Origin of the sequence: Pararhizobium sp. IMCC21322, from assembly GCF_030758295.1 — a bacterium.
GTDB lineage: Bacteria > Pseudomonadota > Alphaproteobacteria > Rhizobiales.
Genome location: NZ_CP132335.1, coordinates 2,515,629 through 2,542,082 on the forward strand (window position 1 = coordinate 2,515,629; position 26,454 = coordinate 2,542,082).

General features: G+C 52.1%; 26 protein-coding genes. 18 read left to right on the forward strand and 8 right to left on the reverse strand.

The window, feature by feature from the left end; translation table 11 throughout:
- Nucleotides 1–26: 26 nt before the first annotated feature.
- Together RAL91_RS11915 and RAL91_RS11920 are read right to left on the reverse strand one after the other, a co-directional pair.
- On the reverse strand, nucleotides 27–986 hold the full coding sequence (locus tag RAL91_RS11915; RefSeq protein ID WP_306262530.1) for an alpha/beta fold hydrolase: 960 nt from the start codon (nucleotides 984–986) through the stop codon (nucleotides 27–29).
- Between the two features lie 4 nt (nucleotides 987–990).
- Nucleotides 991–3,153 (reverse strand): lytic transglycosylase domain-containing protein, encoded by a 2,163-nt coding sequence (locus RAL91_RS11920; protein ID WP_306262532.1) that lies wholly within the window; start codon nucleotides 3,151–3,153, stop codon nucleotides 991–993.
- Between the two features lie 280 nt (nucleotides 3,154–3,433).
- On the opposite strand from RAL91_RS11920, the gene dapA reads away from it, so the two are divergent.
- Together dapA and smpB are read left to right on the forward strand one after the other, a co-directional pair.
- The gene (gene dapA, locus RAL91_RS11925; protein ID WP_306262534.1) at nucleotides 3,434–4,318 is read left to right on the forward strand and encodes a 4-hydroxy-tetrahydrodipicolinate synthase; all 885 of its coding nucleotides are present in this window, start codon (nucleotides 3,434–3,436) and stop codon (nucleotides 4,316–4,318) included.
- Between the two features lie 24 nt (nucleotides 4,319–4,342).
- Nucleotides 4,343–4,822 carry an SsrA-binding protein SmpB gene (gene smpB / locus RAL91_RS11930; protein WP_306262536.1) on the forward strand — a complete coding sequence of 160 codons (480 nt, stop codon included), beginning with the start codon at nucleotides 4,343–4,345 and terminating at the stop codon, nucleotides 4,820–4,822.
- Nucleotides 4,823–4,830: 8 nt separating this feature from the next.
- Here the strand turns inward: smpB and RAL91_RS11935 are convergent, their stop codons facing one another.
- Nucleotides 4,831–5,502, reverse strand: a complete 672-nt coding sequence (locus RAL91_RS11935) for a uracil-DNA glycosylase (protein ID WP_306262538.1) — start codon at nucleotides 5,500–5,502, stop codon at nucleotides 4,831–4,833.
- A gap of 62 nt (nucleotides 5,503–5,564) precedes the next feature.
- Nucleotides 5,565–6,158 carry an NYN domain-containing protein gene (locus RAL91_RS11940; RefSeq protein WP_306262540.1) on the reverse strand — a complete coding sequence of 198 codons (594 nt, stop codon included), beginning with the start codon at nucleotides 6,156–6,158 and terminating at the stop codon, nucleotides 5,565–5,567.
- Nucleotides 6,159–6,506: 348 nt separating this feature from the next.
- On the opposite strand from RAL91_RS11940, the gene rpoZ reads away from it, so the two are divergent.
- From rpoZ to parC, 10 genes are all read left to right on the forward strand, one after another.
- Nucleotides 6,507–6,890 (forward strand): DNA-directed RNA polymerase subunit omega, encoded by a 384-nt coding sequence (rpoZ, locus tag RAL91_RS11945; RefSeq protein WP_306262542.1) that lies wholly within the window; start codon nucleotides 6,507–6,509, stop codon nucleotides 6,888–6,890.
- 162 nt (nucleotides 6,891–7,052) lie between these two features.
- A complete protein-coding gene (locus RAL91_RS11950) occupies nucleotides 7,053–9,296 on the forward strand; it encodes a bifunctional (p)ppGpp synthetase/guanosine-3',5'-bis(diphosphate) 3'-pyrophosphohydrolase (protein ID WP_306262544.1) in 2,244 nt (747 codons plus the stop codon).
- Between the two features lie 152 nt (nucleotides 9,297–9,448).
- Nucleotides 9,449–10,039, forward strand: coding sequence for a DUF2062 domain-containing protein (locus tag RAL91_RS11955; protein ID WP_306262546.1), 591 nt, complete (start codon nucleotides 9,449–9,451; stop codon nucleotides 10,037–10,039).
- Complete coding sequence (locus RAL91_RS11960) at nucleotides 10,029–10,835, forward strand: pyridoxine 5'-phosphate synthase (protein WP_306262548.1); 807 nt, start codon at nucleotides 10,029–10,031, stop codon at nucleotides 10,833–10,835. Before RAL91_RS11955 ends, RAL91_RS11960 begins: the two co-directional genes overlap by 11 nt.
- The gene (acpS, locus tag RAL91_RS11965) at nucleotides 10,832–11,236 is read left to right on the forward strand and encodes a holo-ACP synthase (protein ID WP_306262550.1); all 405 of its coding nucleotides are present in this window, start codon (nucleotides 10,832–10,834) and stop codon (nucleotides 11,234–11,236) included. The genes RAL91_RS11960 and acpS overlap by 4 nt, the downstream gene beginning before the upstream one ends.
- Nucleotides 11,237–11,413: 177 nt before the next feature.
- A complete protein-coding gene (gene lepB / locus RAL91_RS11970; protein ID WP_306262553.1) occupies nucleotides 11,414–12,163 on the forward strand; it encodes a signal peptidase I in 750 nt (249 codons plus the stop codon).
- The gene (gene rnc / locus RAL91_RS11975; protein WP_306262554.1) at nucleotides 12,160–12,897 is read left to right on the forward strand and encodes a ribonuclease III; all 738 of its coding nucleotides are present in this window, start codon (nucleotides 12,160–12,162) and stop codon (nucleotides 12,895–12,897) included. Before lepB ends, rnc begins: the two co-directional genes overlap by 4 nt.
- The gene (era, locus tag RAL91_RS11980) at nucleotides 12,890–13,792 is read left to right on the forward strand and encodes a GTPase Era (protein WP_306262556.1); all 903 of its coding nucleotides are present in this window, start codon (nucleotides 12,890–12,892) and stop codon (nucleotides 13,790–13,792) included. The genes rnc and era overlap by 8 nt, the downstream gene beginning before the upstream one ends.
- Nucleotides 13,793–13,832: 40 nt before the next feature.
- Nucleotides 13,833–14,576 carry a DNA repair protein RecO gene (gene recO / locus RAL91_RS11985; protein ID WP_306262558.1) on the forward strand — a complete coding sequence of 248 codons (744 nt, stop codon included), beginning with the start codon at nucleotides 13,833–13,835 and terminating at the stop codon, nucleotides 14,574–14,576.
- Nucleotides 14,577–14,585: 9 nt separating this feature from the next.
- A complete protein-coding gene (gene parC, locus RAL91_RS11990) occupies nucleotides 14,586–16,838 on the forward strand; it encodes a DNA topoisomerase IV subunit A (protein WP_306262560.1) in 2,253 nt (750 codons plus the stop codon).
- Nucleotides 16,839–16,930: 92 nt separating this feature from the next.
- Here parC and RAL91_RS11995 read toward each other — a convergent pair whose 3' ends face one another.
- From RAL91_RS11995 to hemB, 3 genes are all read right to left on the reverse strand, one after another.
- On the reverse strand, nucleotides 16,931–17,674 hold the full coding sequence (locus RAL91_RS11995) for an arginyltransferase (protein ID WP_306262562.1): 744 nt from the start codon (nucleotides 17,672–17,674) through the stop codon (nucleotides 16,931–16,933).
- A gap of 58 nt (nucleotides 17,675–17,732) precedes the next feature.
- Nucleotides 17,733–18,191: an RDD family protein gene (locus RAL91_RS12000; protein ID WP_306262564.1), complete on the reverse strand. Its 459-nt coding sequence runs from the start codon at nucleotides 18,189–18,191 to the stop codon at nucleotides 17,733–17,735.
- 79 nt (nucleotides 18,192–18,270) lie between these two features.
- Nucleotides 18,271–19,311 (reverse strand): porphobilinogen synthase, encoded by a 1,041-nt coding sequence (gene hemB / locus RAL91_RS12005; RefSeq protein WP_371932511.1) that lies wholly within the window; start codon nucleotides 19,309–19,311, stop codon nucleotides 18,271–18,273.
- A 96-nt stretch (nucleotides 19,312–19,407) separates the two neighbouring features.
- Here hemB and RAL91_RS12010 point away from each other — a divergent pair, with 96 nt between their 5' ends.
- Both RAL91_RS12010 and ldtR read left to right on the forward strand, forming a co-directional pair.
- Entirely contained in the window at nucleotides 19,408–19,821 is a 414-nt protein-coding gene (locus RAL91_RS12010; protein ID WP_306262566.1) for a DUF6163 family protein, read from the forward strand.
- Between the two features lie 274 nt (nucleotides 19,822–20,095).
- Complete coding sequence (gene ldtR / locus RAL91_RS12015) at nucleotides 20,096–20,617, forward strand: transcriptional regulator LdtR (protein ID WP_371932513.1); 522 nt, start codon at nucleotides 20,096–20,098, stop codon at nucleotides 20,615–20,617.
- Between the two features lie 41 nt (nucleotides 20,618–20,658).
- On the opposite strand, the gene RAL91_RS12020 is transcribed toward ldtR, so the two are convergent.
- Nucleotides 20,659–21,471, reverse strand: a complete 813-nt coding sequence (locus RAL91_RS12020; RefSeq protein WP_306262570.1) for a DUF1295 domain-containing protein — start codon at nucleotides 21,469–21,471, stop codon at nucleotides 20,659–20,661.
- Between the two features lie 221 nt (nucleotides 21,472–21,692).
- On the opposite strand from RAL91_RS12020, the gene RAL91_RS12025 reads away from it, so the two are divergent.
- From RAL91_RS12025 to RAL91_RS12035, 4 genes are all read left to right on the forward strand, one after another.
- On the forward strand, nucleotides 21,693–22,931 hold the full coding sequence (locus tag RAL91_RS12025; protein WP_306262572.1) for a murein L,D-transpeptidase: 1,239 nt from the start codon (nucleotides 21,693–21,695) through the stop codon (nucleotides 22,929–22,931).
- Between the two features lie 38 nt (nucleotides 22,932–22,969).
- Entirely contained in the window at nucleotides 22,970–23,164 is a 195-nt protein-coding gene (locus RAL91_RS25090) for a serine hydroxymethyltransferase (RefSeq protein ID WP_371932514.1), read from the forward strand.
- A 91-nt stretch (nucleotides 23,165–23,255) separates the two neighbouring features.
- Nucleotides 23,256–24,344, forward strand: a complete 1,089-nt coding sequence (locus RAL91_RS12030) for a CNNM domain-containing protein (protein ID WP_306262574.1) — start codon at nucleotides 23,256–23,258, stop codon at nucleotides 24,342–24,344.
- Between the two features lie 17 nt (nucleotides 24,345–24,361).
- Entirely contained in the window at nucleotides 24,362–26,425 is a 2,064-nt protein-coding gene (locus RAL91_RS12035; RefSeq protein WP_306262576.1) for a hypothetical protein, read from the forward strand.
- The last annotated feature ends 29 nt before the right edge of the window (nucleotides 26,426–26,454 follow it).

The following is a 26,454-nucleotide window of genomic DNA, read 5'->3' on the forward strand; positions in this document are numbered from 1 at the left end:
ACTGTCTTTGACAGCAGGGAAGGCGTCTAGCCGATGCCTTCCGCCTTGTTGCAATGCTCAAGAATTACATCCTGTGTGCTGCGGTCCCACAGCAATGGTGCATGCCCTTCGTCCTTGATGGTTTTGGCGACCATCTCCGGATGTACCTCTTTCATCTCCTCGACTGTAGACTTTGCCAGAATATCTGACCGCTCACCGCGCAAAACCAAAGTTGGCACATGTTTCAAAGCGGCAAATTGCGGCCACACAGAGGGCAGGGGTTGACTGAGGTCGAGATAGTCAAAGCTTTTGAGTAGCTTCTTGTCATAGTCTGGTTGAGCACGCTTTTTGCCTTGCACATATAATTGACGCGCCAATTTCAACCAGCCGTCCGAATCAAGACCTGGAAATTGCTGATTGTGTACCGTTTGCATATAGGCGGCGGCATCCTCAATCGTATTCTGCGGTCGCATATTATCTGAATATGATTTGATCCGTGCCAATCCGCCGGCTTCCACAACCGGGCCAATATCATTCAGGACAACAGACTTCATTATGCCGGGTCGTATCGCCGTAAGCGCGAATAAAATGAGCCCACCGCGCGAAGTTCCGATAAAATGGGCATGCTCAATGTTTAGTCGAGCAAGCGTTGTCAGAAGGTCGTTTGCCTCCTGAAGAATCGTATAGTTCCGCCAGTCCGGATCTGCGCCCGACAGGCCGCGCCCGCGATAGTCAACGCAAACCACTTTCCGCGCAGGATTGGCCACCTGGCTGAGATAGGTGGCGATATCGTGAAAGTCTTTTCCATTTCGGGTCAGACCGGGCAGACACACCACGGGAATGGTATGTTGATGCTCATCTCCATAAACCCTTGCATGAAGTTTGATGCCGTCCTGCGCGTGCAGGAAGACATCTCTGGCACCGGGGGGAGCCGCAGGAACGTCTGGAGTTGCGGCCTCATCAGCCCCATCTATGGTTTCGGCTGGGCTTTCGACCTCATCAGTCATGCTTCTAGCCGCCCCGACGCAAATCTGTACTCATGGTCAGACCGCCTTCGCTAAGTCTCGCGCGATAGACCTGATTATTCTCCATGATCTTCTGCACATAGGAACGGGTCTCGGTAAATGGAATGCTCTCCACCCAGTCGACAATGCCATCGACGTTCATTTTGCGTGGATCACCATAGGTCTTGATCCATCGGCGGACCCGACTTCCGCCAGCATTGTAGCCAGCAAACGTCATAATCATGGATCCGTTATATTCCGCCAGCAATTGCTCAAGATACGCCGCCCCAAGTGTTGCGTTATAGGTGGGGTCACTTGTCAGCCGGGCCTTGGAATATTTCAGCTTCAGTCCACGAGAAACTTCCTTGGCGGTCGCAGGCATCAGTTGCAGCAATCCGCGCGCACCCGCACCACTAACAGCATTCGGGTTGAAGCCACTTTCTTGTCGGGCGATAGAATAGACCAGCGCCTTGCCAACTGAGCGTGGCACACGGGTCTTACCTGGAATGGCCGCCACCGGGAATGACAGCAGATGCAGGGGATGACCTTCAGCTTCTGCCAGTCGACCAATCTGCAGCGCAAGCCGGTGTTGTTTGGTTTTTTCAGCAAACTGCGCGAGCAGAACAATCTCTGCAGGATCTTTCAGAGTTTGCGATAAGGCCCGCGCAAACGTACCGGCAAGATCATCGCGTCCGATCTTCATCAGCCGGTCAATTGCCTGGACGGGAATGCGCGCTTCGTGCCGCTTCCGAATATCTCTGCTTACCTTGGGGTTACCCGCCAGTTGCAGGGAACGGCTTCCAATTTTTTCATTGGCAAGTTGGCCATAAAAAACCGTGGGATATCGTGCTGCACGCTGGAAATTCTGTTTCGCTTCGGCTCGGTTGCCCATGGCTTCATCAGCACGGCCCATCCAGTAATAGGCTCTGGCAATGCTTCTGGGTTTGGTTGCAATGCGTGCAATATTTTCAAAATGCGGCTTCGCCAGTTTGGGTTTGTCCAAAAACCGAAGTGCAAACCAGCCGGCGTGGAATTCTGCATCGGCTATGGTTGCAGGTGAACCGCCACGATGGGCCGCTGCAATGTCATAGGCCTGCTGATTGCGGCCAAGCTGCATCATTTCACGCGAGGCCAGTTTGCGTTCAACCCACCATTCATCAGGATTAACCAGAAGGAACGGATCAGTTGGCGCGGTCTGCAATAGTGCAGCAGAATCACGCGGATTCTTGGTGCGTCGCAAATGTTGGACCTTGCCGAAAATGTAACTCGGTTCCTTACGCAACGACGCGGGAACCTGTTTCAGAGCAGATGCGGCTTTTGATCGACGAATGACGGCCTGGCGTGCCTTTGCAAGCTTAAGATAATCCTTGCTGACAAGACCTGCGATGCGCACGGCTTCAGACGTCCGTTCGCGATAGAGCAGCATTTCCGCACGCCACTTATGATCGCTTTTGCGCAAAACGGATTTGAATTTCGACTTGATTTCATTCTCATACGACCGCGACAGGCGGCTGGTCCGCCAAAGGTTGCCTATGAGCTTTGCAGCTTCATCTTTTCGTCCTGCAGCCAGAAGCGCTTCTGATTTTTGAATAATGCCACGAATTGAAACCGGGTCGGAATTTCCGTAGACTGAAAGCACCATGCTGCTTCCAATTTTCTGCCGGGCCAGCGCTTCTTCAGCACGCCGTTGCATTGTCGTTTGCAAGGGGAAGTCGGGATGTTGCGCCTGGAACTCGGAAATCATGCTGTACGGGATGAGCGGGTCACCCTTTCGTATCAGCCGCCAAGTCAGAATGGCTTTGTCCACGGGGTCTTTCATCGCGGCGCGGTAGGCAAGCGCGTCAAGAATCTTGTTGTTCTCAACAGCCACCAATGCCGTCTTCAAGCTTCCATTACGCGCCTTCACGTTGGGCATATCTGCCGCCATTTTCGGCAGGAAGGACATCAGCGTTTTGGGCCCTTCTGCGGGACGGGGCGTTGGAACCGGAACTTTGGCACCTTCAATGAGCCTGGCGATACCATCAGCTGGTGCATTTGCTTGCGCACCAATAGGCGTCAGCATGAATGCGCCCACAACCGCGATGACGGTCAGTGGGACGGTCAGGGGCTTGGTAAACATGCGTTTGTAAGCCGGGTTCCCCGGTAGGTCAGAAGCCTCTTGGAAATGCATTGGCGACGGGCCTTTTTTTTGAGAAAGAATCTGCAGATTTCATTTTAGGTGATAAATCGTTAACCGAGGCTTTGAAACCTGAGAATTAGGTCTTTTTTTTGAATTTTCCAGCAATTCGGTAACCAGATGTGTCGTCTTTGTGACGGTTTTTCACAGACCTGCCTTCTTTAACCGGTCCCGAACCTAATCGCTTGAAGAAATGCAGAGGCCCCTCTATGGTCCCGCTCACTTCGAAATCATGATAAACGGCCTTGTATAAAGGCAGATATTAACAACGGAAATGACCATGTTTAAAGGCTCGCTTACCGCTCTCGTTACTCCCTTTCTGTCGGGTGGCGCATTGGACGAAAAGGGTCTGGAGCGTCTGGTGAACTGGCAAATTGATGAAGGCTCTCATGGTCTTGTTCCTGTCGGTACAACTGGCGAGTCGCCCACGCTCACGCATGAAGAGCACAAGCGCGTCGTCACCCAGTGCGTAGCGATAACCAATCGCAGGGTGCCGATTATTGCTGGAGCCGGCTCGAACAATACGGTTGAGGCGATTGATTTTGCTCAGCACGCCCAACATGCCGGTGCGGACGCTGTGCTTGTGGTAACGCCCTATTATAACAAGCCCAGCCAGGAAGGCCTTTATCAGCATTTCAAGGCTGTCAATGACGCAATCGACATTCCGATCATCATTTATAACATCCCGCCGCGCAGCGTTGTGGACATGTCCGTGGAAACCATGCAGCGCCTGTTTGACGATTGCGCTAACATCGTCGGCGTCAAAGATGCCACTGCAAATGTTACCCGTGTCAGTGATCAACGCTTGGCGATGGGTGACAAATTCCTTCAATTATCGGGCGAAGACGGGTCCGCAATCGGCTACATGGCCCATGGCGGACATGGCTGCATTTCTGTCGCCTCAAATGTTGCGCCTGCTTTGTGCGCCAAATTTCAGGAAGCCTGTCTTGCTGGAGAGTATGCGACGGCGCTTGAATTGCAGGACAAATTGTACCCGCTTCACAAGGCTCTTTTTGTCGATCCCAATCCGGCACCTAGCAAATACGCCTTGTCGCTCTTAAATATCTGTGGCGAGGAGTTGCGTCTGCCGATGGTGCCAGCGTCCGATTCAACCCGCGCAGAGGTTCGCTCAGCGATGGAACATGCTGGGCTGTTGTAACGCCAAATTGTAAGCGAGTTTATCGTGAGTGCCAAACAGGCTGAAAAGCCAAATCGACAAATCATTGCCGACAATCGCCGTGCCCGGTTCGACTATGAAATTGGGGATGTGGTTGAAGCTGGCATTATGCTGGTCGGAACCGAGGTCAAGGCTTTGCGCAATGGTCGCGCAAACCTGCAGGAATCTTATGCCGGCCCTGACGGGGATGAGCTGTTTCTGTTCAACTTCCACATCCCGGAATACACTGAAGGCAATCGTAACAATCACGAGCCAAGGCGCCCCCGAAAATTGCTGATGAGCAGACGGGAAATTGATCGGATGCTCAGTGGCATCCAGCGCGGTGGCATGACCATCGTACCTCTGAAGACCTATTTCAATGATCGTGGTCTGGTGAAGGTGGAACTGGCGCTGGCGAAGGGCAAGAAAAGTCACGACAAGCGCGAAACTGAAAAGCAGCGGGACTGGAATCGCGAAAAAAGCCGCTTGATGAAAAATTTGAGTTAGAGCCCGTTTCAGTTGGTTTCATCAACCATGTTTCGAATGTCCTGAAATACGCTTTCAAACATGTCGGTTGTCAGCCGCCTGGTATTGGTATTGTAGCGCGAGCAGTGATAGCTATCCACCAGCGTAAATGACCGGCCTTCCCATTCCGGAAGTGCATGGATGGCACCGTGCCCGAACGAAAACGTTGCCAGACGCAGCCCCAGCGTGCGCAGAAACGTCTCATGGGCAATACGCCCAAGTGCCAGGACAATCTGCATTGAATCATTGGCATGCAATGTGTTTTGCAGAAATGGCCTGCACGTATTGATCTCGGCACCAACTGGCTTGTTGTCAGGAGGGACGCAGCGCACTGCATTTGTAATGGCTGTATCTATGAGCCTCAGCCCATCATCCGGACGGGCTTGATAAGTCCCGCTGGCAAATCCGAATTTTATCAAAGTGGCATAGAGTAAATCACCCGCATAATCGCCTGTGAAAGGTCTTCCCGTAGCATTTGCGCCCCGAATGCCCGGCGCGAGACCAAGAACCAATAATCTGGGATCAGGTGCGCTGAATGTCGAAACCGGCGCATTGTGCCATTCGGGATGTTCTGAACGCCATTTTTCGCGAAACGCCACCAGACGTGGACAGAAGGGGCATTCTGTTTCGGGGTCCGTTGCAGTTATTGTCTCATTTTTCATGGTTTGGGCGGCGTCCCTCTTCTGCAACGCATTTGTAAAATAACTCGTATTCCGGTCGGTTTCTAAACCTGGTCCTCATCATTATTTTCACCGCCAGCGTCGTCAAAAACCTTCGCCGGTGGTCGTTCTGAAGGAGCACGGCCCAACTCTTCCATGAGTTTGGACAATTCCAGAAAATGGTCAGCCTGACGGCGAAGTTCATCAGCGATCATCGGTGGTTGGCTGTTCACAGTGGAGACAACGGTTACCTTCACGCCTTTACGCTGGACCGCTTCCACAAGTGAACGAAAATCACCATCCCCGGAGAACAGAACAATGTGGTCAACACGCTCGGCAATCTCCAGGGCATCGACTGCCAGTTCGATATCCATATTGCCTTTGATCTTCCGGTGTCCGGATGCATCAACGAATTCCTTGGCTGGCTTGGTGACGACCGAATAGCCATTATAAGCAAGCCAATCAACGAGTGGCCGGATGGATGAATATTCCTGATCCTCAGCAATTGCGGTGTAATAATAGGCTCTCAGAAGATAGGCATCGGTCTGAAACCGCTTTAAAAGGCGCCTGTAGTCAATATCAAAGCCCAGCGCTTTGCCTGCGGCATACAGATTGGCGCCGTCGATAAACAGAGCAATCCGCTCTTTCGACTCAAACATAAACAGGTCCTCGATAGTAAAAGATCATCGCCGAGTGAGATGAAAATTCAAAAAACTCACACCGTGAAGAGTGTTGAGAGATACTATCGGGCCTGCTGGCTTGCAAGAAATTTGATGGAAACAGCCTTCGCTCTCGATTGTTCGCAACGCCCGAATTCTGACATTGACCAAAATCCCGATATCATCGGGTCCAACGTCACTGGGATAAGCCCGGGAGCCAGCGTTTTTATAATGCCTGCAGAGCAGAAACTTTAAGTGATCACAGACGCTTGATTTCCCGCAAGAATCCTTGCAATTGCGAAGGATGGCGCGTATATCCACGGCAAATTCCCATACAAGGAGACTGATATGGCACGCGTAACCGTTGAGGATTGCGTCGACAAGGTCGAAAACCGTTTCAATCTGGTGCTTTTGGCAGCCCATCGCGCGCGGATGATTTCAACCGGTTCTGAGCTGACAGTTGATCGCGACAACGATAAAAATCCGGTTGTGTCGCTGCGTGAAATCGCAGACGAGACCATTTCACCGGATGATTTGAATGAAGAACTGATCCATTCTCTGCAGAAATATGTTGAGGTTGATGAACCTGAATCTGCAACTGTCCCACTTCTGGAGCACACCGCTGCAACGGCTCCTGGTGATCAGCCGGATGTCACATTCGATCAGATGTCCGAAGACGATCTTCTGGCTGGACTGGAAGGGCTCGTCCCACCAGAGCGTTCGGACGACTAACCGACCCGAATGCAATGAATTCAGGCCGTCTCAGGATTTAATTCTGAGGCGGCTTTTTTGTGTAACTATTTCGCGATTGCAAAATGATAGCGTCCTGCGTTTAGTACCTACATAGTAGACATCAGCTAAAATTAGCCGAATTGAAAAGGTAAGAAGACGCCGATGATGCGTCAATTTGAACTGCTTGAGCGCGTTCAGCGCTACAATCCAGCCGCCGATGAGGTGCTGCTGAACAAGGCGTATATCTACGCCATGACGAAGCACGGCAAGCAGACCCGTGCGTCCGGCGATCCCTATTTTTCGCACCCACTGGAAGTCGCTGCCATTCTCACCGACCTGCAAATGGATGACGCTACGGTGGCTGTAGCCCTGTTGCACGATACGATTGAGGATACTGACGCCACGCGGGATGAAATTGATGCGCTGTTTGGCCGAGAGATTGGACACCTCGTCGATGGCCTGACGAAAATCAGGCAGCTCAATCTCGACTCGCGGCAGGAAGTTTCGCAAAAGGCCAAACAGGCTGAAAACCTGCGTAAACTGCTTCTGGCCATTTCAGACGATGTGCGTGTCCTGCTGGTCAAGCTGGCCGACCGCCTGCACAATATGCGTACACTGGATCATATGGCACCGGAAAAACGCGTGCGCATTGGTCAGGAAACACTGGACATCTATGCACCATTGGCCGGACGCATGGGCATGCAGGACATGCGGGAAGAGCTGGAAGACCTTGCTTTTTTCCACAGCAATCCGGAGGCGCACAACGCTGTTAGCAAGAAGCTGACAAAGCTGCTGGAGCAGAGCGAAACCGCCAAACAGAAAATTGAGGAAGAGCTTTACCAGAGACTTCAAAAGGCTGGCATCAGCGCAAAAGTTACAAGTCGTCACAAAAAACCGTACTCGGTGTTCAAGAAGATGGAACGCAAATCCATAAGCTTTGAGCAACTGCCGGATATTCTGGGATTCCGGATCATTACGGAAGATGAGCCAAGCTGCTACGCTGTGTTGGGAATTATCCATACGACCTGGCCTCAGGTACCCGGTCGTTTCAAAGATTACATCTCGGTTCCGAAGCAAAATGACTACCGGTCAATACATACCACGGTGGTGGGCCCGGCACGGGAACGGGTGGAATTGCAGATCCGGTCTGAGGAAATGCAACAGATTGCCGAATACGGGATTGCCGCCCACAGCCTCTACAAGGACGCTGCGGTTGCAAAGGAGCAGATTGGTGAAATGGCCGCTGAATCCAATGCCTATGCCTGGTTGCGGAAAACAATTGAGTCCCTGTCGACCGGTGGAACGGCAGAAGAGTTTCTGGAAAACACGAAACTGGAATTGTTTCACGATCAGGTTTTCTGTTTCACGCCAAAAGGACGACTGATTGCGTTGCCAACCGGCGCGACCCCACTGGATTTTGCCTATGCTGTGCACACAGATGTCGGCAACACCTGCGTTGGCTGTAAGGTCAATGGACGTATTATCGGTCTGGCCAGTACATTGAAAAATGGTGACGAGGTCGAAATCATGACCTCTACCGGACAGACACCACCGATTGCCTGGGAAAAAATTGCGGTGACCGGCCGCGCGCGCTCTGCCATTCGTCGCGCCAACAGAGCACTGGAACGAGAGAGATTTATTTCGCTGGGTCGCCAGATGCTGGATTGGGGGTTTCGCGCAGTGGATCATCCTTTTGATGCAGGACTGGTCGACAAGGCTGTCAGCATTTTGAAGTGCGCGAACCGGGAAGAATTGATGGAAGCCCTTGGCGGTGGCGATCTTGGGGTCGATACGGCCATGAAGACCATTTTCCCCGACTTCCAGAAGAGCCGGGCCATGGTAATGCCACTTCCCGAAAGTGAAGGTTGGTTCAGCCTTGCCTCCAAAAGATCGATGCGCTTCCGGTTCCCCAATGAGCCCATATCAAACGAGCCGGGAGAACGCCTTGACCACAATATGACGAACATCAAGCAGCTTGCCGGCAACTCGACCGTACGATTTGCGCCTGGCGGCGGTGCGGTCCCTGGTGACCGCATTGTTGGCATAGTGACTGCCGGAGAGGGGATTACGGTTTACCCGATCCACTCGGAAAGCCTTATGCGGTTTGATGAAGAACCCGATCGGTGGCTGGATGTTCAGTGGGATGTTGATCCAGCCAGCAATGAGCGCTTTCCAGCCAATCTGTTTGTTTCAATGATCAATGAGCCCGGCTCGTTGGCCGGTGTTGCCAACATTATTGCTCAGACCGACGGAAATATCGACAACATCAAGATGACCAAGCGGGCTGATGATTTCACAGAAATGGCAATTGATTTGGAAGTTTGGGATTTAAAACACCTGATGCGTATCATAAATGAAGTGCGTGCCCTCAAAATTGTGTCGCATGTTGAGCGTATAAGTGAATAGGAAGCCAAAACAACAATGCAGGTGAGGAATGGTGATGTTTGATGATAGCCGCTATTTATTGGGACGATTTTCGTGAACAATTCATGTTCTTAGGTTAAACCAGCCCCTTAGCGGCCCTTTCAAATCAAGTCATCGCGTTGAAATTTTAGTCTATGCTCTTCAGACGCAAACACCCTGAACAATTCTGGCAAAAGCTCAGGGTAGCTTTGTGGCCGCGCAGAAACTGGTGGCGCTCGGCGCAATACATCTCCAAGCGTGTTTTGCGCTTGTCGGCATCGCCTCATGTCGTGGCAATGGGGTTTGCAGCCGGCGTGTTTGCGTCCTTCACCCCGTTCATCGGCTTTCACTTCGTGATCTGTTTTGCAATCGCCTACATCATGCGCGGTAATATGATTGCAGCGGCTCTTGGAACCTGGCTCGGGAACCCCATCACTTTTCCCTTCATCTGGTTTTATACATACAAGCTCGGAAACCTGCTCCTGCACGGCAATGAGGGCGCATTGACCATGAGAGAGGTTTCTGGCCAATTGCTGCATCTGTCGTTTGGTAATCTGATTGAATTGTTAAAGCCCATGACGCTTGGCGGATTCATGCTTGGTGTTCCCATGGCCATCATTTCCTATTTCATCATCAGACGACTTGTCTTTGTCTATCAACGATCTAGACTGGCCATAATAGCACGGCGTACAGAAAAACGAGTTCTGGACAAGGTGCTGCATCGTGGAGAAAGTCATGGCGAATAAAGCAAACCCTCCGGGCAACAGTGTCAACGACGCTTCAGTCTTGCGACTGGGAATAAATATCGATCACGTAGCGACCGTGCGCAACGCGCGAGGCGGTCCGCATCCCGATCCTGTTCGGGCAGCGCTTTTGGCGGAAAAAGCGGGGGCTGATGGAATTACGGCCCACCTCAGGGAAGATCGCCGGCACATCACTGACCGCGATATTGAGCGGCTGCGTCGGGACATCAGTGTTCCGTTAAACTTTGAAATGGCAGCCACGTCGGAAATGCTGGACATTGCGCTGCGCGAAAAACCACATGCCGCCTGTATTGTTCCTGAAAAGCGCGAAGAGCGCACGACAGAGGGCGGACTTGATGCGGCGTCCGCACACAACCGGCTGGCGCCGCTGACCAGACAATTGCGCGAAGCTGACATTCGTGTGTCTCTGTTTATTGAAGCAGATGAGACCCAGTTGGATGCCGCTGTATTGCTCGGTGCACCGGTGGTGGAACTACATACCGGTACTTATTGTGATGCATTTTTGGCTGGCGATATGGAGACGTTCGAGCGTGAGCGGGTGCGCCTTGAGGCCATGGCCAATGCAGGTTTGGAACGTGGTCTGGAAGTGCATGCCGGTCATGGTCTGACTTATGACACGGTGCAACCGGTCGCGGCCATTTTGGGGTTTCGCGAGCTTAACATCGGTCACTTTCTGATGGGTGAAGCCCTGTTTGTCGGTCTGGAGCAATCCATCGCAAAAATGCGACGCTTGATGGAACAGGCGCGTCAGTCCGCGCTGCAAAAGGCCACATCGTGATCATCGGCCTTGGCAATGATCTATGTGATATCAGGCGCATCGAGCGCACTCTTGAAAAGTTTGACCGTCGCTTCATCGAGCGTATTTTCACGCCCATAGAGATTGCAAAGTCCGAACGTCGACATCAGCGCGCTGCGTCTTATGCCAAACGATTTGCAGCAAAAGAAGCCTGTTCAAAAGCACTGGGTACAGGATTTCGCAAAGGCGTCTTCTGGCGTGATCTGGGGGTTGCCAATCTTCCATCGGGCAAACCGACCATGGTTATGACCGGGGGCGCGCTGGCACGTCTTGAAGAAATCACGCCCGAAGGCATGGGTGCACAAATTGATGTGACGATTACAGACGACTACCCGCTGGCCCAGGCAATCGTAATCATTACAGCCGTCAATCCATCGTCCTGACCTGGTTCCCGTACAAGCTCCCAAATTGTAGCGGTTTGTAACCCATTTCACGTTGCGAAAGGGCAGGTGAGGGAGTACATACCCCATAATAGCGTCTATGTTCGTTTTGCAGGCAGTCGGACTGCTGCCACTTATTCAGCAATATGGACCGATTAATTCTTCGAATTGCGAGTTTTCATGAGCATGGCACATTCCAAGGCGGGTAAAAAAGACGGCGGCATCCGCGAAATGATCGTTGTGATCGTTCAGGCATTGCTGATTGCGGTCGTGTTCCGCACATTTTTCTTTCAGCCCTTCAACATTCCTTCAGGCTCTATGATGCCTTCATTGCTGATAGGGGATTACGTATTTGTTTCAAAATTCTCCTATGGCTACAGCAATTATTCCATGCCATTCGCGCCTGATTTGTTTGAAGGTCGTATTCTGGAAGACGCGCCGGAGCGTGGGGATGTCGCAGTCTTCCGCGTGCCAACTGACGGAAACAAGGATTATATCAAGCGGGTGATCGGACTACCCGGTGAGAAAATCCAGATGAAAGATGCCGTGCTCTATATTAATGGTGAAGCGGTTCCAAAGGAACTTCTGGACGAAGTTACCATGAAACGCGCTGACGGAGGCGAGTTCAAGTCGCGTCGGTATGTAGAGACTCTCCCAAATGGTGTGACACATTATACTCTTGACAGTCCGCTAACGGCTGCCGGAGAAAATACGGATATATATACAGTTCCCGAAGGTCACTACTTCATGATGGGCGACAATCGAGATGGATCCAGCGACAGCCGGTTTGGGCTTGGTGCAGTTTCATTGGAGTTGTTTGTCGGTAAGGCTCAAATCATTTTCTTCTCAATTGAACCACCCGCACGCGCACGACACATCTGGCGCTGGCCGAGTGATGTACGCTTTGATCGGTTGATGGACACACTTTGAGTGAACGCCTGACCAAATCGGAAATTGCACGGCTGGAAGACGTTTCCAGCCGTCTGGGATATAAATTTCGCGATCTCAGCCTGCTGAAGCGCGCCATGACCCATATGAGCATCATTGGCGACAGGCAATCCGGCGAAAGCTATCAGCGCCTCGAGTTTCAGGGCGACCGGGTTCTGGCGCTGGTTGTCACTGATATGCTGATGGCCGAGTTTTTGTATGCCAATGAGGGTGAGCTTGCGCGGCGACTGACGGCTCTGGTGCGCAATGAAACATGCGTGGAAGTTGCGCGGGAGCTTGATCTGGGATCTGCTATCTATCTGGGGTCCGGGGAAGCCGGCTCCGGGGGACGGCGCAAGAAAGCTATTCTGGGCGATGTTTGCGAAGCAGTTATAGCCGCGATTTATCAAGATGGTGGTTTTGACGCGGCACGTGATTTCATTGTGCGCAACTGGCAGCCCAAAATGCACCGCTATAATCAGGCCCAAAGAGACTCCAAAACCGAATTACAGGAATGGGTCCAGGGCAAGGGGCATGCTGTCCCGAAATATGCAATTGCACGGCGAAGCGGGCCTGACCATGCACCTGAATTTCTGGTCAGTGTGACTGTTGAAGGCTTGCTGCCAATGGCGGCCGCAGGTGCGTCAAAGCGATCCGCAGAGCATGCTGCGGCCTATCGGTTGCTGCTGCGTGAAGGTGTGATCGAAGAAGAAGAAGGTGGAGCCAACAATGAGTGATGACCAGACGCGGTGTGGCTATGTCACTTTTCTCGGGGCCACCAATGCCGGCAAGTCGACCCTTTTGAACCAGATGGTCGGTTCAAAAGTATCGATTGTCACCCACAAGGTGCAGACCACACGGGCCCTGATCAGGGGCATCGGAATTCATGACCAGACCCAGATCGTCTATATCGATACCCCCGGCATTTTTGACCCAAGGCGCAGACTTGACCGGGCCATGATCAAAACCGCATGGAGCGGCACTCAGGATGCCGATGTTGTGTGTCTGCTGGTTGATGCCAAGCGCGGGTTTACCGAAGCCATCAGCGAAATTCTTGAGCGCTTGAAGAGTGTTCGCCAGCCGAAATTGCTGATCCTCAACAAAATCGATCTGGTGCCGCGCAGCGAGTTGCTGGAATTGACTGAAAAAGCCAACGCTCTGTGCAATTTTGACGAGACTTTCATGGTGTCGGCTCTGAATGGCGATGGCATTGCTGATTTGCTGAGCTATCTGTGTGCCAAAATGCCGATTGGGCCATGGCTTTATCCCGAAGATCAAGCCTCGGACCTGCCCATGCGTCAACTCGCAGCCGAGATCACCCGGGAAAAACTGTTCCTGCGTCTTCACGAGGAATTGCCTTATGCCTCGACAGTGGAAACGGAAGACTGGAAAACCCTGAAGGACGGCAGTGCACGGGTGGAACAGACCATCTACGTGCAACGGGCGAGCCAGAAGAAAATCGTTATTGGCAAGGGTGGCCAGACCATACGCGGTATCTCAAGTGATGCGCGTCGCGAAATGGCGGAGATTTACGGCCAGAAGGTACATCTTTTCCTGTTTGTGAAGGTGCGGGAGAACTGGATTGATGATCCGGAGCGCTATCGGGAAATCGGAATTGATTTCATACAATAGGGTTGGCCCCTTAAGCTCCACGCCCTGAGGGCTTTGTTTCATGGAATGGACGGATCGCGGAACAGTGCTGGGCGTCAGACGCCACGGCGAAACCAGCGTCATTCTGGAATTGATGACCGAAAAGCGCGGCCGCCATCTGGGTCTGGTACGTGGTGGTCGCTCCAGAAAGCTGCAGCCCGTACTGCAACCTGGAAATGATGTTACCGTAACTTGGCGTGCGCGCCTTGATGAGCATCTGGGAACCATGATTGTTGAGCCGCTCAAGTCCCGCGCGGCCGACATTATGCAGGATCGTTTGGCATTGAGCGCATTGCAGATGCAGGCGGAATTGCTGCGCCTGTTACCGGAAAGAGAGCCGAACACACAATTATTCACAGCACTGCAGGTGTGTCTGGAGCATCTGGATGCGCCTTTATTGCTGGCAGAGTTGCTGATCCGCCTGGAACTGGCCGTCCTGGAAGAACTCGGATTTGGACTGGATCTTCACCAATGTGTGCAGTCAGGTTCGAATTCCGGACTGATTTATGTCTCACCAAAATCCGGCAGGGCCGTGGGTGCCGCAGCAGGTGAGCCTTATAAAGACCGCCTTTTGCCACTGCCGCAATATTTGACATTGCAGCATGCAGCAACGGCTGATCGGTCCCATGAGACTTTGTCGCATGGCTTTGCCTTGTCGCATTTCTTCCTGCAACGGCATGTTTACAGGCCGCGAGGCATTCAAAACTCTGTACAACGTGAAGAAGCCGTGCGTCTGATCCTTGCCGCCGTGCAGCGTTCCGGCTAATTCTAACTCATGGGCGAAGAACTGATTCCCGAAGGCGAGATTGAACTCATTAATTTGCGCTCCGCATTGGAGGAGCGCTATCTTGCCTATGCGCTATCGACAATCATGCATCGTGCCTTGCCGGATGTTCGTGATGGGCTGAAGCCGGTGCATCGCCGCCTGCTGTTCGCCATGCGCCAGTTGAAGCTGGATCCCAAATCATCATTCAAGAAATCCGCGCGTGTCGTGGGTGATGTGATCGGTAAATACCACCCTCACGGTGACCAGTCAGTCTACGACGCCTTGGTGCGTCTGGCGCAGGATTTCGCGGTGCGTTATCCGCTGGTGGATGGTCAGGGCAATTTTGGCAATGTCGACGGCGATAATGCAGCTGCCATGCGCTACACCGAAGCGCGGATGACAGAGGTGGCGAACCGTCTGCTCGAAGGGCTGGATGAGGACGCTGTTGATTTTCGCGAGACGTATGATGGCGAGGAGGAGGAACCGATTGTTCTTCCCGGCAATTTTCCAAATCTTCTGGCGAATGGCTCATCCGGCATTGCCGTGGGAATGGCAACGTCCATTCCACCGCATAACATCGTCGAATTATGTGATGCATCTCTGCATTTGATAAAATTTCCCAATGCTGGAATTGAGAAACTCTGCGAGTTTGTAAAAGGGCCTGATTTTCCGACCGGTGGTATTATCGTTGAAAATGAGGCGTCAATCCGCACGTCTTATGAAACCGGACGCGGTGGTTTCCGGGTTCGGGCGCGCTGGCACGCAGAAACCCTGTCGCGGGGCACCTATGTCGTTGTTGTCACCGAGATTCCCTATCAGGTCCAGAAATCAAAACTGATCGAGAAAATCGCGGAACTACTTCACGTCAAACGCCTGCCGCTGCTGGCCGATATTCGTGATGAATCCGCCGAAGACATCCGTGTTGTGTTGGAGCCGAAAAGCCGCTCGGTCGATCCGGCTCTTTTGATGGAATCGCTGTTCAAGCTTACAGACTTTGAAAACCGCATTTCGCTGAACATGAATGTGCTGTCCCATGGAAAGATTCCAAGGGTTCTGAGTCTACGCAGTGTTTTGCGGGAGTGGTTGGAACACCGCAAGGATGTATTGGTTCGCCGCACCAAATTCCGTGTAGGCAAGATTGATCACCGCCTGGAGATTTTGGTCGGGTATCTGGTCGCCTTCCTCAATCTTGATGAAGTGATCCGGATTATCCGCGAAGAAGACCATCCAAAGGCTGATTTGATGAACGCCTTCGCGCTGACCGATGTTCAGGCTGAGGCCGTTTTGAACATGCGGCTGCGCTCCCTGCGCAAACTTGAAGAAATGGAGCTGCGTCAGGAACATGAGGATCTGACGGCTGAGCGCGCTGTACTGGCCGAACTTCTGGCTTCAGAAGACCTGCAATGGGGACGTATCACCGAGCAGATCAGGGATCTCAAGAAAGCATTCGGCCCGGATACGCCTTTGGGCAAGCGGCGCACTGATTTTGCAGTGGCACCGGAACACAATCTTGATGACATCCATCAGGCCATGATTGAACGTGAGCCAGTGACAATCGTCTTGTCTCAAAAGGGCTGGATTCGTGCCCTTAAGGGGCATTTGGCTGATGCCGAGACATTGACATTCAAGCAGGATGACAGCCTGAAACTTATGTTCCATGCCGAGACCACTGACAAATTGCTGGTGGCAACAACCGGTGGTAAATTTTACACAATTGGCGCTGACAAACTGCCTGGCGGGCGCGGCCATGGTGAGCCAGTCCGCATTATTGTGGATATGGAGGCGGGCCACGACATTCTGACCGTCTTCACGCACAAGGCAGGCCGCAAACGACTGCTTTCCAGCACAGAAGGACGTGGCTTCATTGTGTTGGAGGACGATCTTCTTGCAAATACCCGTAAAGGCAAGCTGGTTCTGAACATATCCGCGCCACACGAGATGGTTCTTTGCCCACCCGCTGTCGGTGACCGTGTTGCGATCGTTGGGCAAAACCGCAAACTACTTGTGTTCCCTATGGAGCAGATTGCCGAAATGGGCCGCGGCAAGGGCGTACGCCTGCAGCGTTACAAGGACGGCACCGTGTCCGATATCAAGATTTTTGCGGCTGATGAAGGCCTCACCTGGAGCGACAGCTCAGGCCGACAATTTAACCGCAGCATGGAAGAGTTGGCCGAATGGGTCGGCGAACGCGCACAGGCTGGCCGCATGGCACCGCAAGGCTTCCCAAGAACCAATAAATTTACCGGTTCAACAAGTCTTTAAATCGACGCCCGGTTGTAATTTAGCAGGCGATACAAGTTTCGTTTGCAGAAATCCCGGTCAACTGATTCCATAAAAACAATAAATGCTTTGGGCTAACCGCGAACCCAGCCGCGATTGCCAAGCCGTTCCTGTGGCTGGAAGCGGCCTTTATAAGCCATTTTTGGCGAACCTTCGACCAGATACCCGAGATATAAATAGGGTAATCCCATACGCCTGGCGCGTTCCAGGTGCTCAAGGATCATATAGGTTCCAAGACTGCGAGCGGATTCCGACGGGTCGAAATAGCTGTACACCATCGACAGGCCGTCGCTGAGAACATCACTGAGTGCCACAGCAATAAGGGGTTTGCGGCTGCGTCCCGTTATTCCGCTGTCAACGTCTCGTTGGCGAAACTCAAAGACACGGGTCTCAACTTCGCTTTCTTCCACCATGGAGGCATAGTCCAGAACGCTCATATCCGACATGCCACCACCGGGATGACGCGTATCCAGATAGGTGCGGAAAAGATCATATTGTTCGGAACTGGCTTCGGCCTTGCGTTCCTCTACGATGAGGTCTGTGTTCTTGCGCATGATGCGCTGCATCGATTTGTTGGCCTCAAACTCGGACACAACCACGCGCACGGACATGCAGGCGCGGCAGCGTTCGCAGGCCGGTCGATAGGCAATGTTCTGACTGCGCCGGAAACCACCCTGGGTCAGAATGTCGTTCAATTCCGAAGCGCGTTCACCGCCCAGATGTGTAAAGACTTTCCGCTCCTCCTGACCATGCAGATACGGGCAGGGTGAGGGAGCCGTCAGATAGAATTGCGAGGTGTGGGAGGGCCGTTCAGTCATAATCTGATGATAGCCCCTCGACGTTCTCATGCCGTTTCAGTGTCATTTGTGCCCTGAGCTACAGATAGTCGCTTCGAACAATATAGGTGCCCAGAATAAGATCATGCAGCAGACGACCCCGCTCTGTAAACAGCCCAACCAGAACAACAAATGGTGTCAGAAACGAGATTGACAAGTAGAACAGAAGCCCGTGCAGCATGGCGCCGAATGGTCCGGAGCGGCTGCCATCATGCAGGCGCATCTGAATACCGGCGAGTTTCATACCCGGAGTGGCCGCATTCGGTCCACCAAGCGTGAAGGCCAGATAGCCGGCAATAACCAACGGCATGAAGATCAGATAGAGCAGCCACCCCAGTCCAAATGTCGCAATGCCAAGAAGGAGTACGGCAAATCCGGCCACCAATGAGACGATCGCGATCATGATGAAGTCGAAAATAAATGCGACGACCCTGCGTGACACAATGCCATCGTAAAGCTCTTTTCGGGTCAAAATGCCGCTTTCGTCAATTACAGACATCGAGATCAATCCTTGTCGTTTTCACTAATTTGTCTTCCTGACACGATATAGGGATCAAATACCAAGACCCAAGAGCAAATCAATCCGCAAGCATTTCGGCCACTTCTGCAGCGAAGTAGGTCAGAATACCATCGCAGCCTGCGCGTTTGAAGGCCAACAGACTTTCCAGTATGGCTTTCTCACGATCAATCCAGCCATTGGCCGCGGCAGCTTCGATCATCGCGAACTCCCCGGAGACCTGATAAGCGAAGGTCGGCATCTGGAAAGTATCTTTCAGACGCCGAACGATATCGAGATAGGGCATTCCGGGCTTGACCATCAGCATGTCAGCACCTTCGGCAATATCAAGTTCCGCCTCGCGCAAGGCTTCATCCGTATTGGCCGGGTCCATCTGATAGGTTCGCTTATCACCCTTCAGCGTTCCGCTGCTGCCTACGGCATCGCGGAACGGGCCATAAAAGGCCGATGCATATTTCGCAGAATAAGCCAGTATCTGGATGTGCTGGAAGCCATTTTGGTCAAGACCATGGCGGATGACACCAACGCGCCCGTCCATCATGTCCGACGGGGCTATTACATCTGCGCCTGCAGCCGCCTGATTGAGCGCCTGCCGGACCAGCACATCCACAGTTGGATCATTGACGATCTCGTCACCCTCAAGCAATCCGTCATGCCCGTGAGATGTATAGGGATCAAGGGCTACATCCGTAATGATGCCCACATCACTGACAGCTGCCTTGACCGCACGACAGGCCGTACATACGAGATTTGCACTGTTGAGCGCTTCGCTGCCTGTCTCATCGCGCAAGGCCGGATCGGTATAGGGAAACAGCGCTACGGCTGGAATTCCCAGACGAGAAGCACGCTCTACTTCTTTAACGGCCTTGTCGACACTGTGGCGAAAAACACCAGGCATCGATGGAATCGCTTCGCTGTCACCCTGTCCATCCTTGATAAAGATGGGCCAGATCAGATCGTTCACTGAAATTTTGTTTTCCTGGACCAGCCGACGTGACCAGTTTGTGCGGCGGTTGCGCCGCATGCGGATAGGACCAACCACATCTGCTGCACTAAGGCTGAGCGGCAATGTATCGGCAATCTGATGTGTTTCATCTGTCATGGGGCAACTCCAAAAAAACTCATCCGCCCATAGCATGACCTGTTCAACTTGATAAGCGGCTTGGCAGCGCCCGCAGCTTCTGGCATGGATGCAAGCATGTTTGAACAATTTCTTGATGGCGATCTTTCTGCGCGGCGATATCTCATATCGGCGTTGGAAAATTTTATGCGGGTGCTGGGGGTGTTTCTGCTTCTGGCTGGCCTTGCGCGAGCTATGATCATTTTCGGCATGGTCCCCAACCCGGAAGATGCTTTTTTGGCGCTATCTGCAGAACGGCGCGTGCTACTGGTGTTTTTCACCGTGTTCAATTTAACGGCTGCTGTGGGACTGTGGAACAAAATGTCCTGGGGCATTGTGGTGTGGTTGATCTCGGTCGGCGCAGACTTTTTTTCACAGATTTTCTTTTCCGGAACATTTGGCATATCACCGCTGACGCTGATCTTTCACGTCATCATGATCATCATTTACGTCATACTGACGATGCTGGTTCGCAGGACAAGACTGAACTGACCATGTCCAAGCGCATCAGGAAAACTACAGTTCTTCACGCTGTCTGGGCGGGACTGATAAAAGGTGATTCAAATCGTCAGATAAGTTGGTTAAGTTTCAGTAATATAAATGAAATCTGAATCCGGCATACACAAATCTTAAACCATCAAATCAAGCATTTGCAGGTAAGGTTTCCTTAAGCGTGAAACTTAAGTGCTTTTTGACGAGCCCGGCCTAGTTTGTGTTCATCAACGAGGGAATAGCCCTCTTACATGTGCAAAGCAGTATTGGCTGGATGACAATGAAACAGACAACACAATTAGCCCCGATCAACGAAGACAACGACAAGGACGTGGAAGCTGGGCTTCCGCTCTATCTGGAATCCGTGACACTTGTAGAGCGGCTTCACCGCCGGCTGCTTGATGTAGTCAAGGACGAGTTCGAGCGAAACGGGGAAGGCGACATTAATGCCGTTCAGGCATTGCTGCTCTTCAACCTGGGAGACGCAGAGTTGACCGCAGGTGAATTGCGCAGTCGCGGTTACTATCTTGGCTCAAATGTTTCTTATAATCTTAAGAAGCTGGTCGACATGGGCTATGTCCATCACCAGCGATCACGTACAGACCGTCGATCGGTTCGTGTCCGCTTGACTGAAAAGGGCAAGGAAATCGCTGCCGTGGTGGATGGGCTTTACAAGCGCCACATGCGGTCTATCGAAAAGGTCGGTGGTCTTGCCACTGCAGATTTTGAAAACCTCAACAGATCGCTTCAGCGTCTTGAGCGTTTCTGGACCGACCAGATTCTTTATCGCCTCTGAGTTTCAACTAAAACGCTTTGTGCATGTCATACCGTCCTGCCTTAAATGGCGGGACGGTTTTTTTTTGTTATGTGTTGATAGAGCGTTGGCGGCAGAGGCAAAATGGCGCTGGTCTCCAGCTTGTATTGTGAAAATGCCGCCCCGCGGCTGTTCTGCATATGGTCGTCGGTCATCCTGCCAGTGACACCCACCAGAACAATCGTCAGCACCAGCGGTCCCAGCAAAGAAACAAACGACCCTGTCAGCGCAAGGGCGTAGAGCCCCAGACCCCACCAAAGCAGAGCCTCGCCAAAATAATTTGGATGACGGGCCCACGCCCACAAACCTGTCCGTAACAGCTTGGTTGGTTCCGGATTGGAAGATTTGAAGCGAGCCAATTGATGATCAGCAATCGCTTCAAACACAAGACCAACACAAAACAGGATAACTCCAAATCCCAGCAATGCTCCACCAAGCGGTTCAACTGACGGAAGTATCAGGGCTGTATGGAGGGGCGTGGCAATAATCCACATCACCAATGCCTGAAGAAGGAAAATTTTTGGCAGGCTTGCCCACCAGAAAGACGGACCACCGCTGGTGCGCATGGCTGCATAGCGCTGATCTTCGCTGGTATGGGCTGCAAACCGGGTGATCAGGTAGAAGCTCAGCCGAACCGCCCAAACCGCAATCATGCCAAAAAACAGCAATTGATAAAGGTTTAGCTGATCAATCCGCAGCGCATAGACAGCGCCAATCACTAAAAACCCGACGCCCCAGTAGAAATCCACAATGCCTGCATTTTTCAAGGGCAGGTGAAGTGCCCAAAGCACTGCAAACGCGGCCATTGTCACCATCAGGCTTGCGAAAAGAACCATATCTGCAATTGATCCGTCTTGTTGGATTTAACGCTGTATTAATGGATACGAAGCGCGCGACAAATTGGGTCACATCTTGTGTGTTTTGGTTTTATTAACCATATCCAGATGAATTGGTATTATGGACTGTGAGTATCCGCCGCAAAACTGCCCTCTTTGCATGGCACAAATCCGAGATTCAAATTGGCAACAACATTCAAATTGGCAACAGCAGAGCAGACATGAAAAAAACAACACTTGAGAACATGATTGCCCCAACCCGTCGTGCAGTCCTTGGAGGATTGGCATCGACAGTTGCAATGCCCGCAATTCTAAAACCCGCCTTTGCTCAGTCAGAGTGGGGCGAAAGTTTTGATAATCAGCAAGCCAACGTTCAGGGTGTGCGCACAAACCGGCCTGTTCTAAACCCGCAAGCACCTGTGGAAGCAGAGTGGGCGCTTCAGCAATATTCGTCGATTATGTCACGTGGCGGTTGGAATACTGTTCCCGCAGACACGACACTGAAGCTGGGCCTCAGCAGTCCTAATGTGGCAGCTCTGCGCCAGCGTTTGATTATTTCCGGAGATCTGCAGCAGAGCATCGGCATCTCAAATTCGTTTGATTCCTACGTTGATGAGGCCGTGAAACGCTTTCAGGCACGTCATGGCATAGAGCCGGACGGCGTGGCCGGAGAGATTTCTCTGGCAGCCTTGAATGTGCCCGTTGACGTGCGCGTGAGGCAGCTTCAGACCAATATGGTGCGTTTGCAATCCCTGTCAGGCGACAAGGGCAGGCGTTTCATTAACGTCAATTTGCCTGCTGCGCGGATTGAAGCGGTGGAATCCGGTCAGGTTGTGTCCTGGCACACTGCGGTGGTTGGAAAGGTTGACCGGCAGTCGCCGGTTCTGAACTCCAAAGTTTATCAGATCAATTTCAACCCTTACTGGACTGTGCCGGTCTCAATCATCCGCAAGGATATGATCCCGCAAATGCAGAAGGACCCCGGATACCTGACCAATAACCGCATTCGGATTTACGATAAGGGCGGCAGTGAACTGCAACCCACTCAGATCGACTGGTTGACTGAGGAAGCTGTGAATTATCGTTTTCGTCAGGATCCAGGCGAGGGCAATTCCCTTGGCTCCATCCGCATCAACTTTCACAATGAACACGCCGTTTATTTGCACGACACGCCTGCTAAGGGTCTGTTTGGCGAGGAATACCGCTTCAACTCATCCGGTTGCGTGCGTGTTCAGAACATCAAGGAATTGGCTGCCTGGATTTTGAATGAAAATGATGGTGGCTGGACGTTCTCATCGGTGAACGACACTATTCTCACCGGCGAAAGACGGGATGAAAATGTCAAGAATCAGGTTCCAATCTATATCACCTACATCACCGCTTGGGCTATGGACGGCGTCGTGCACTTCCGCGATGATATCTATACACAGGATGGGGTAGGGCCTCTGGCGCTTAGGTAACAATCTCTACCGAACTACAGGGAAGAGAACGCTGGAACATGGCCGGACATTCGGATCGCAAAGTTTATTTCGAATACGTACCGATTGGCCCTCAAATCAAAGTGAGTGCCATCGATTCGGTGACCAAAGCCGAGGTGAGTATCATCGCACCTCGGTCTGCCATGCGAAAAGATATGGAGACATTGGCTTTGCGTAAATTGAAACGTGCTCTTGAGAGACTTGAAGCCAAGTAAGACGGCAATTGCACCTAACCCCCCATTCCTGCACACTACGGCAAAGTCGGGTGACTGAATCGCCCGGATAAATTTTGCATGGGCGGTGCTTATGACTCTTCTAATCCTGTTTGTTGCGCTGGCGGTCGGCGTTTCGTTTCTCTGTTCCATTCTGGAAGCTGTTCTGCTGAGCGTCACGCCGTCTTATATGGCTCTCCTGGAGAAGGATCGGCCAATTCTTGCTGCGCGTCTCAGGCGTTTGAAAGAAGAGGTCGACCGACCATTGGCGGCAATCCTCACATTGAACACCATTGCCCACACTGTCGGCGCTGCGGGAGCAGGGGCACAGGCAACTGTGGTTTTCGGCGATGCTGCGCTTGGTGTGTTTTCAGCTGTGCTGACGTTTTTGATTCTGGTCCTGTCTGAAATCATTCCCAAAACCATCGGTGCCACCTATTGGCGTTCGTTGGTGCCGATCGTCTCCCGTATATTGCCGCCCCTGATTCTGCTTCTATGGCCGTTGGTGAAAATGTCTCAAATGCTGACAAAGATTTTGTCCGGCGGGAAGAAAAAGAACCAGGTTAGCCGAGAGGAACTGTCGGCTCTGGCGACCGTTGGCCAGCGGGAAGGCGTTGTTGATGCAAGCGAATCCAGGATCTTAAAGAATTTACTGCACCTCAATGCTTTGACAGTTTCCGACATCATGACGCCGCGAACAGTGGTCTATGCGTTGCCGCAGGACACAACGATCGGAACATTGATCGATGATCTTGAGGCCATGCGTTTCTCGCGCATTCCAATTTACGAAGACACCATAGATCAGGTATCCGGCTTTGTTCTGAAATCTGAAATCCTCATCAAAGCCGTGAAGGATGAGGAGAGCACCTCCATTTCCGAGTTAAGCCGTGAATTGACTCACGTCACTGCGGATATGCATTTGCGTGAACTCTTTGACCACCTGTTGCAATTCGATCGGCATATTGCACTTGTGGTTGATGAATTCGGTGGCACTGCTGGCATAGTAACTTTGGAAGATGTGGTCGAAACCCTGCTTGGCCTGGAGATTGTTGACGAAGCCGATACGATTGAAGATTTGCAGGCTCAGGCGCGCAAACAATGGGAAGACCGCGCAGAGCGTCTTGGCCTCTTCACAAAATCGCCTGACAATAGTTTAGAGTCCGACGCTACTGAAAAGACATGAAATGGAGTTTCGCTGATATGCCTGTAAATATAAGAATCAAAACAGCGCTGCGCTGCAGCGTCATGGGCGCGGCTTTGCTTGTGTCAAATTACGCCTTTGCAGCCGGAGAAGGGCCCACAATCGTGGACCGCTGGGTTGACGAAGCAAAATCCTATTCATTCTTCGATTTGTCCTATCAGGGCGTAAGCTATGACGAAGCAACAGATGTCACGTCAGTCAGCGGCCTCAAGGCAGTCTTTACACCGGATTTCACATCGCTGGTGCCGGACGGCGAAGACGTTCCCACAATCTCCTATGTGATCGAAGTGCCATCGCTGCGCTATTTCGCGCTGAGCGAGAATGCAGACCGCTACTTCGTGGATTCTATCGTGGCAGACGAAGTTAATGTCACTTATTCAGTGGAAGGTGGCACGACCGACGTTCAAAATACTGAAGCCAATGGCACATATGATGTTTTGGTTATCGCAGCAGCTGATTGGTCAAAATTGCCTGACATCGCTGATGATCCAGCCAAACCCATATCAAAATACTATCCCTTGGTTGCGGCATTTTTTGATATGAATATGGCGTCTTTCAATGTGGCCGGCTCGGAACTGTCCCAAACGCTGGATACGAAAACGCTCTTGAACACCACGTATGGTGCAATCGAATTCAATGATATGAAACGAGGCGATTATTCAGCCTTTTCAATTGATGGCATCAAGATGGTCAGTGCGCCGCAATCAAGCGCAGACACAGGCGACGCTGCGTTCGAATTGTTACTGGAAATCGCCCGCCTTGACGGCGGCGCTTACAACGGTGGCACAATGGTGCGCCAGTTTGATCCGTCCCTTCCATCCAGCCAGCGCAACACACCATTCAAAACGCTGTTGGGATCGTTGGCCGTCACCGGAACCAAACTCGATGTTGATGATGTTGCCAGCGTGTCATTGGACGCAATGTCTTATTCTGACTGGGGCGTCCGACCGCCCAGCATTCCATTGCTGTCACTTGCAGATGAATTATATCTGGAAGCCAAAGAAGCCGGATCCGAGCCGGATGAAATGACGATTCTTCGCTTTGTGTCCTCTTTCTATTCAATGTTTCGTATTGGCTCATTCGACATCACGGGTTTCGACATTGACGTGAATGACACGGAAAATGGGACAGAGTTTGCTGCACAATTGGACAGTTTCCGGTTGGCTGATTTGTGGTCGGTCGGTTTGGGAGAACTATCCTTCAAGGGCTTCTTTGCTGAAGGTGAGGGCAACCGCATCCAGATGGACCTGTTTCAGTTGAAGGATATCGGTTTTCCAACCCTTGCCGCTTTGATGGATGCAGAGCGCGCATCTGACGAGAAGGATGTCAAAGCCATCATCGCTGCGTTGCCGACACTTGGCCTCATTGAAGCTTCGGGAATTGATGTGAGTATCAAAGATAAGCCAGGCTTTAAACTGGGCTTGAATCGCCTCGAAATGGGAAACTTTATCGGGCGGCTTCCGACCCGCGTTTCCTCCACTCTTGAAAACCTGGAATTCAATGTGGCTGATCTGGAAGCGGAAGGCAGAGAGGTCTTCGAAAAGATGGGGTATGAGCGCGTCAATCTGTCTTATGTGCTGTCACTTATCTGGGATGAAGCCAGCGAAATTCTGTCGCTTGAAAGCCGCAACGCCCTTGATGATGGCGGCACCTTAAATGCAGCGGTGGAGATCGGCAGTGTCCCGCGCAGCGTTTTTGAAGACCCGGAAACAGCTCAAAATGCTCTGGCTTTCCTCACATTCAACGCCGCATCCATGGTGTTCAATGACAACTCAATTGTCGACCGGGCCTTGGAAGCAGCAGCAAGCGAACAGGGCAAATCAGCTGATCAGTTAAAGCAGGAACTGCTCGGTGCGCTTCCCTTCCTGATGAGCGCATTGAACAAACCGGATTTTGTCGATGAGGTTGCCAAGGCGGTATCGCAACTGTTGTCTGAGGGCGGTTCGCTCACGGCAACCGCTCAACCGGATCAGCCTGTTTCAGTCATGCAGGTCATTGCAGGCGGCGCTGCGGCACCAGGAACTCTGGTTGATCTTCTGAAAGTTGAAGTGATCGCCGAGTAACCGCTTCCCTCTATCATTGCTGATCAATT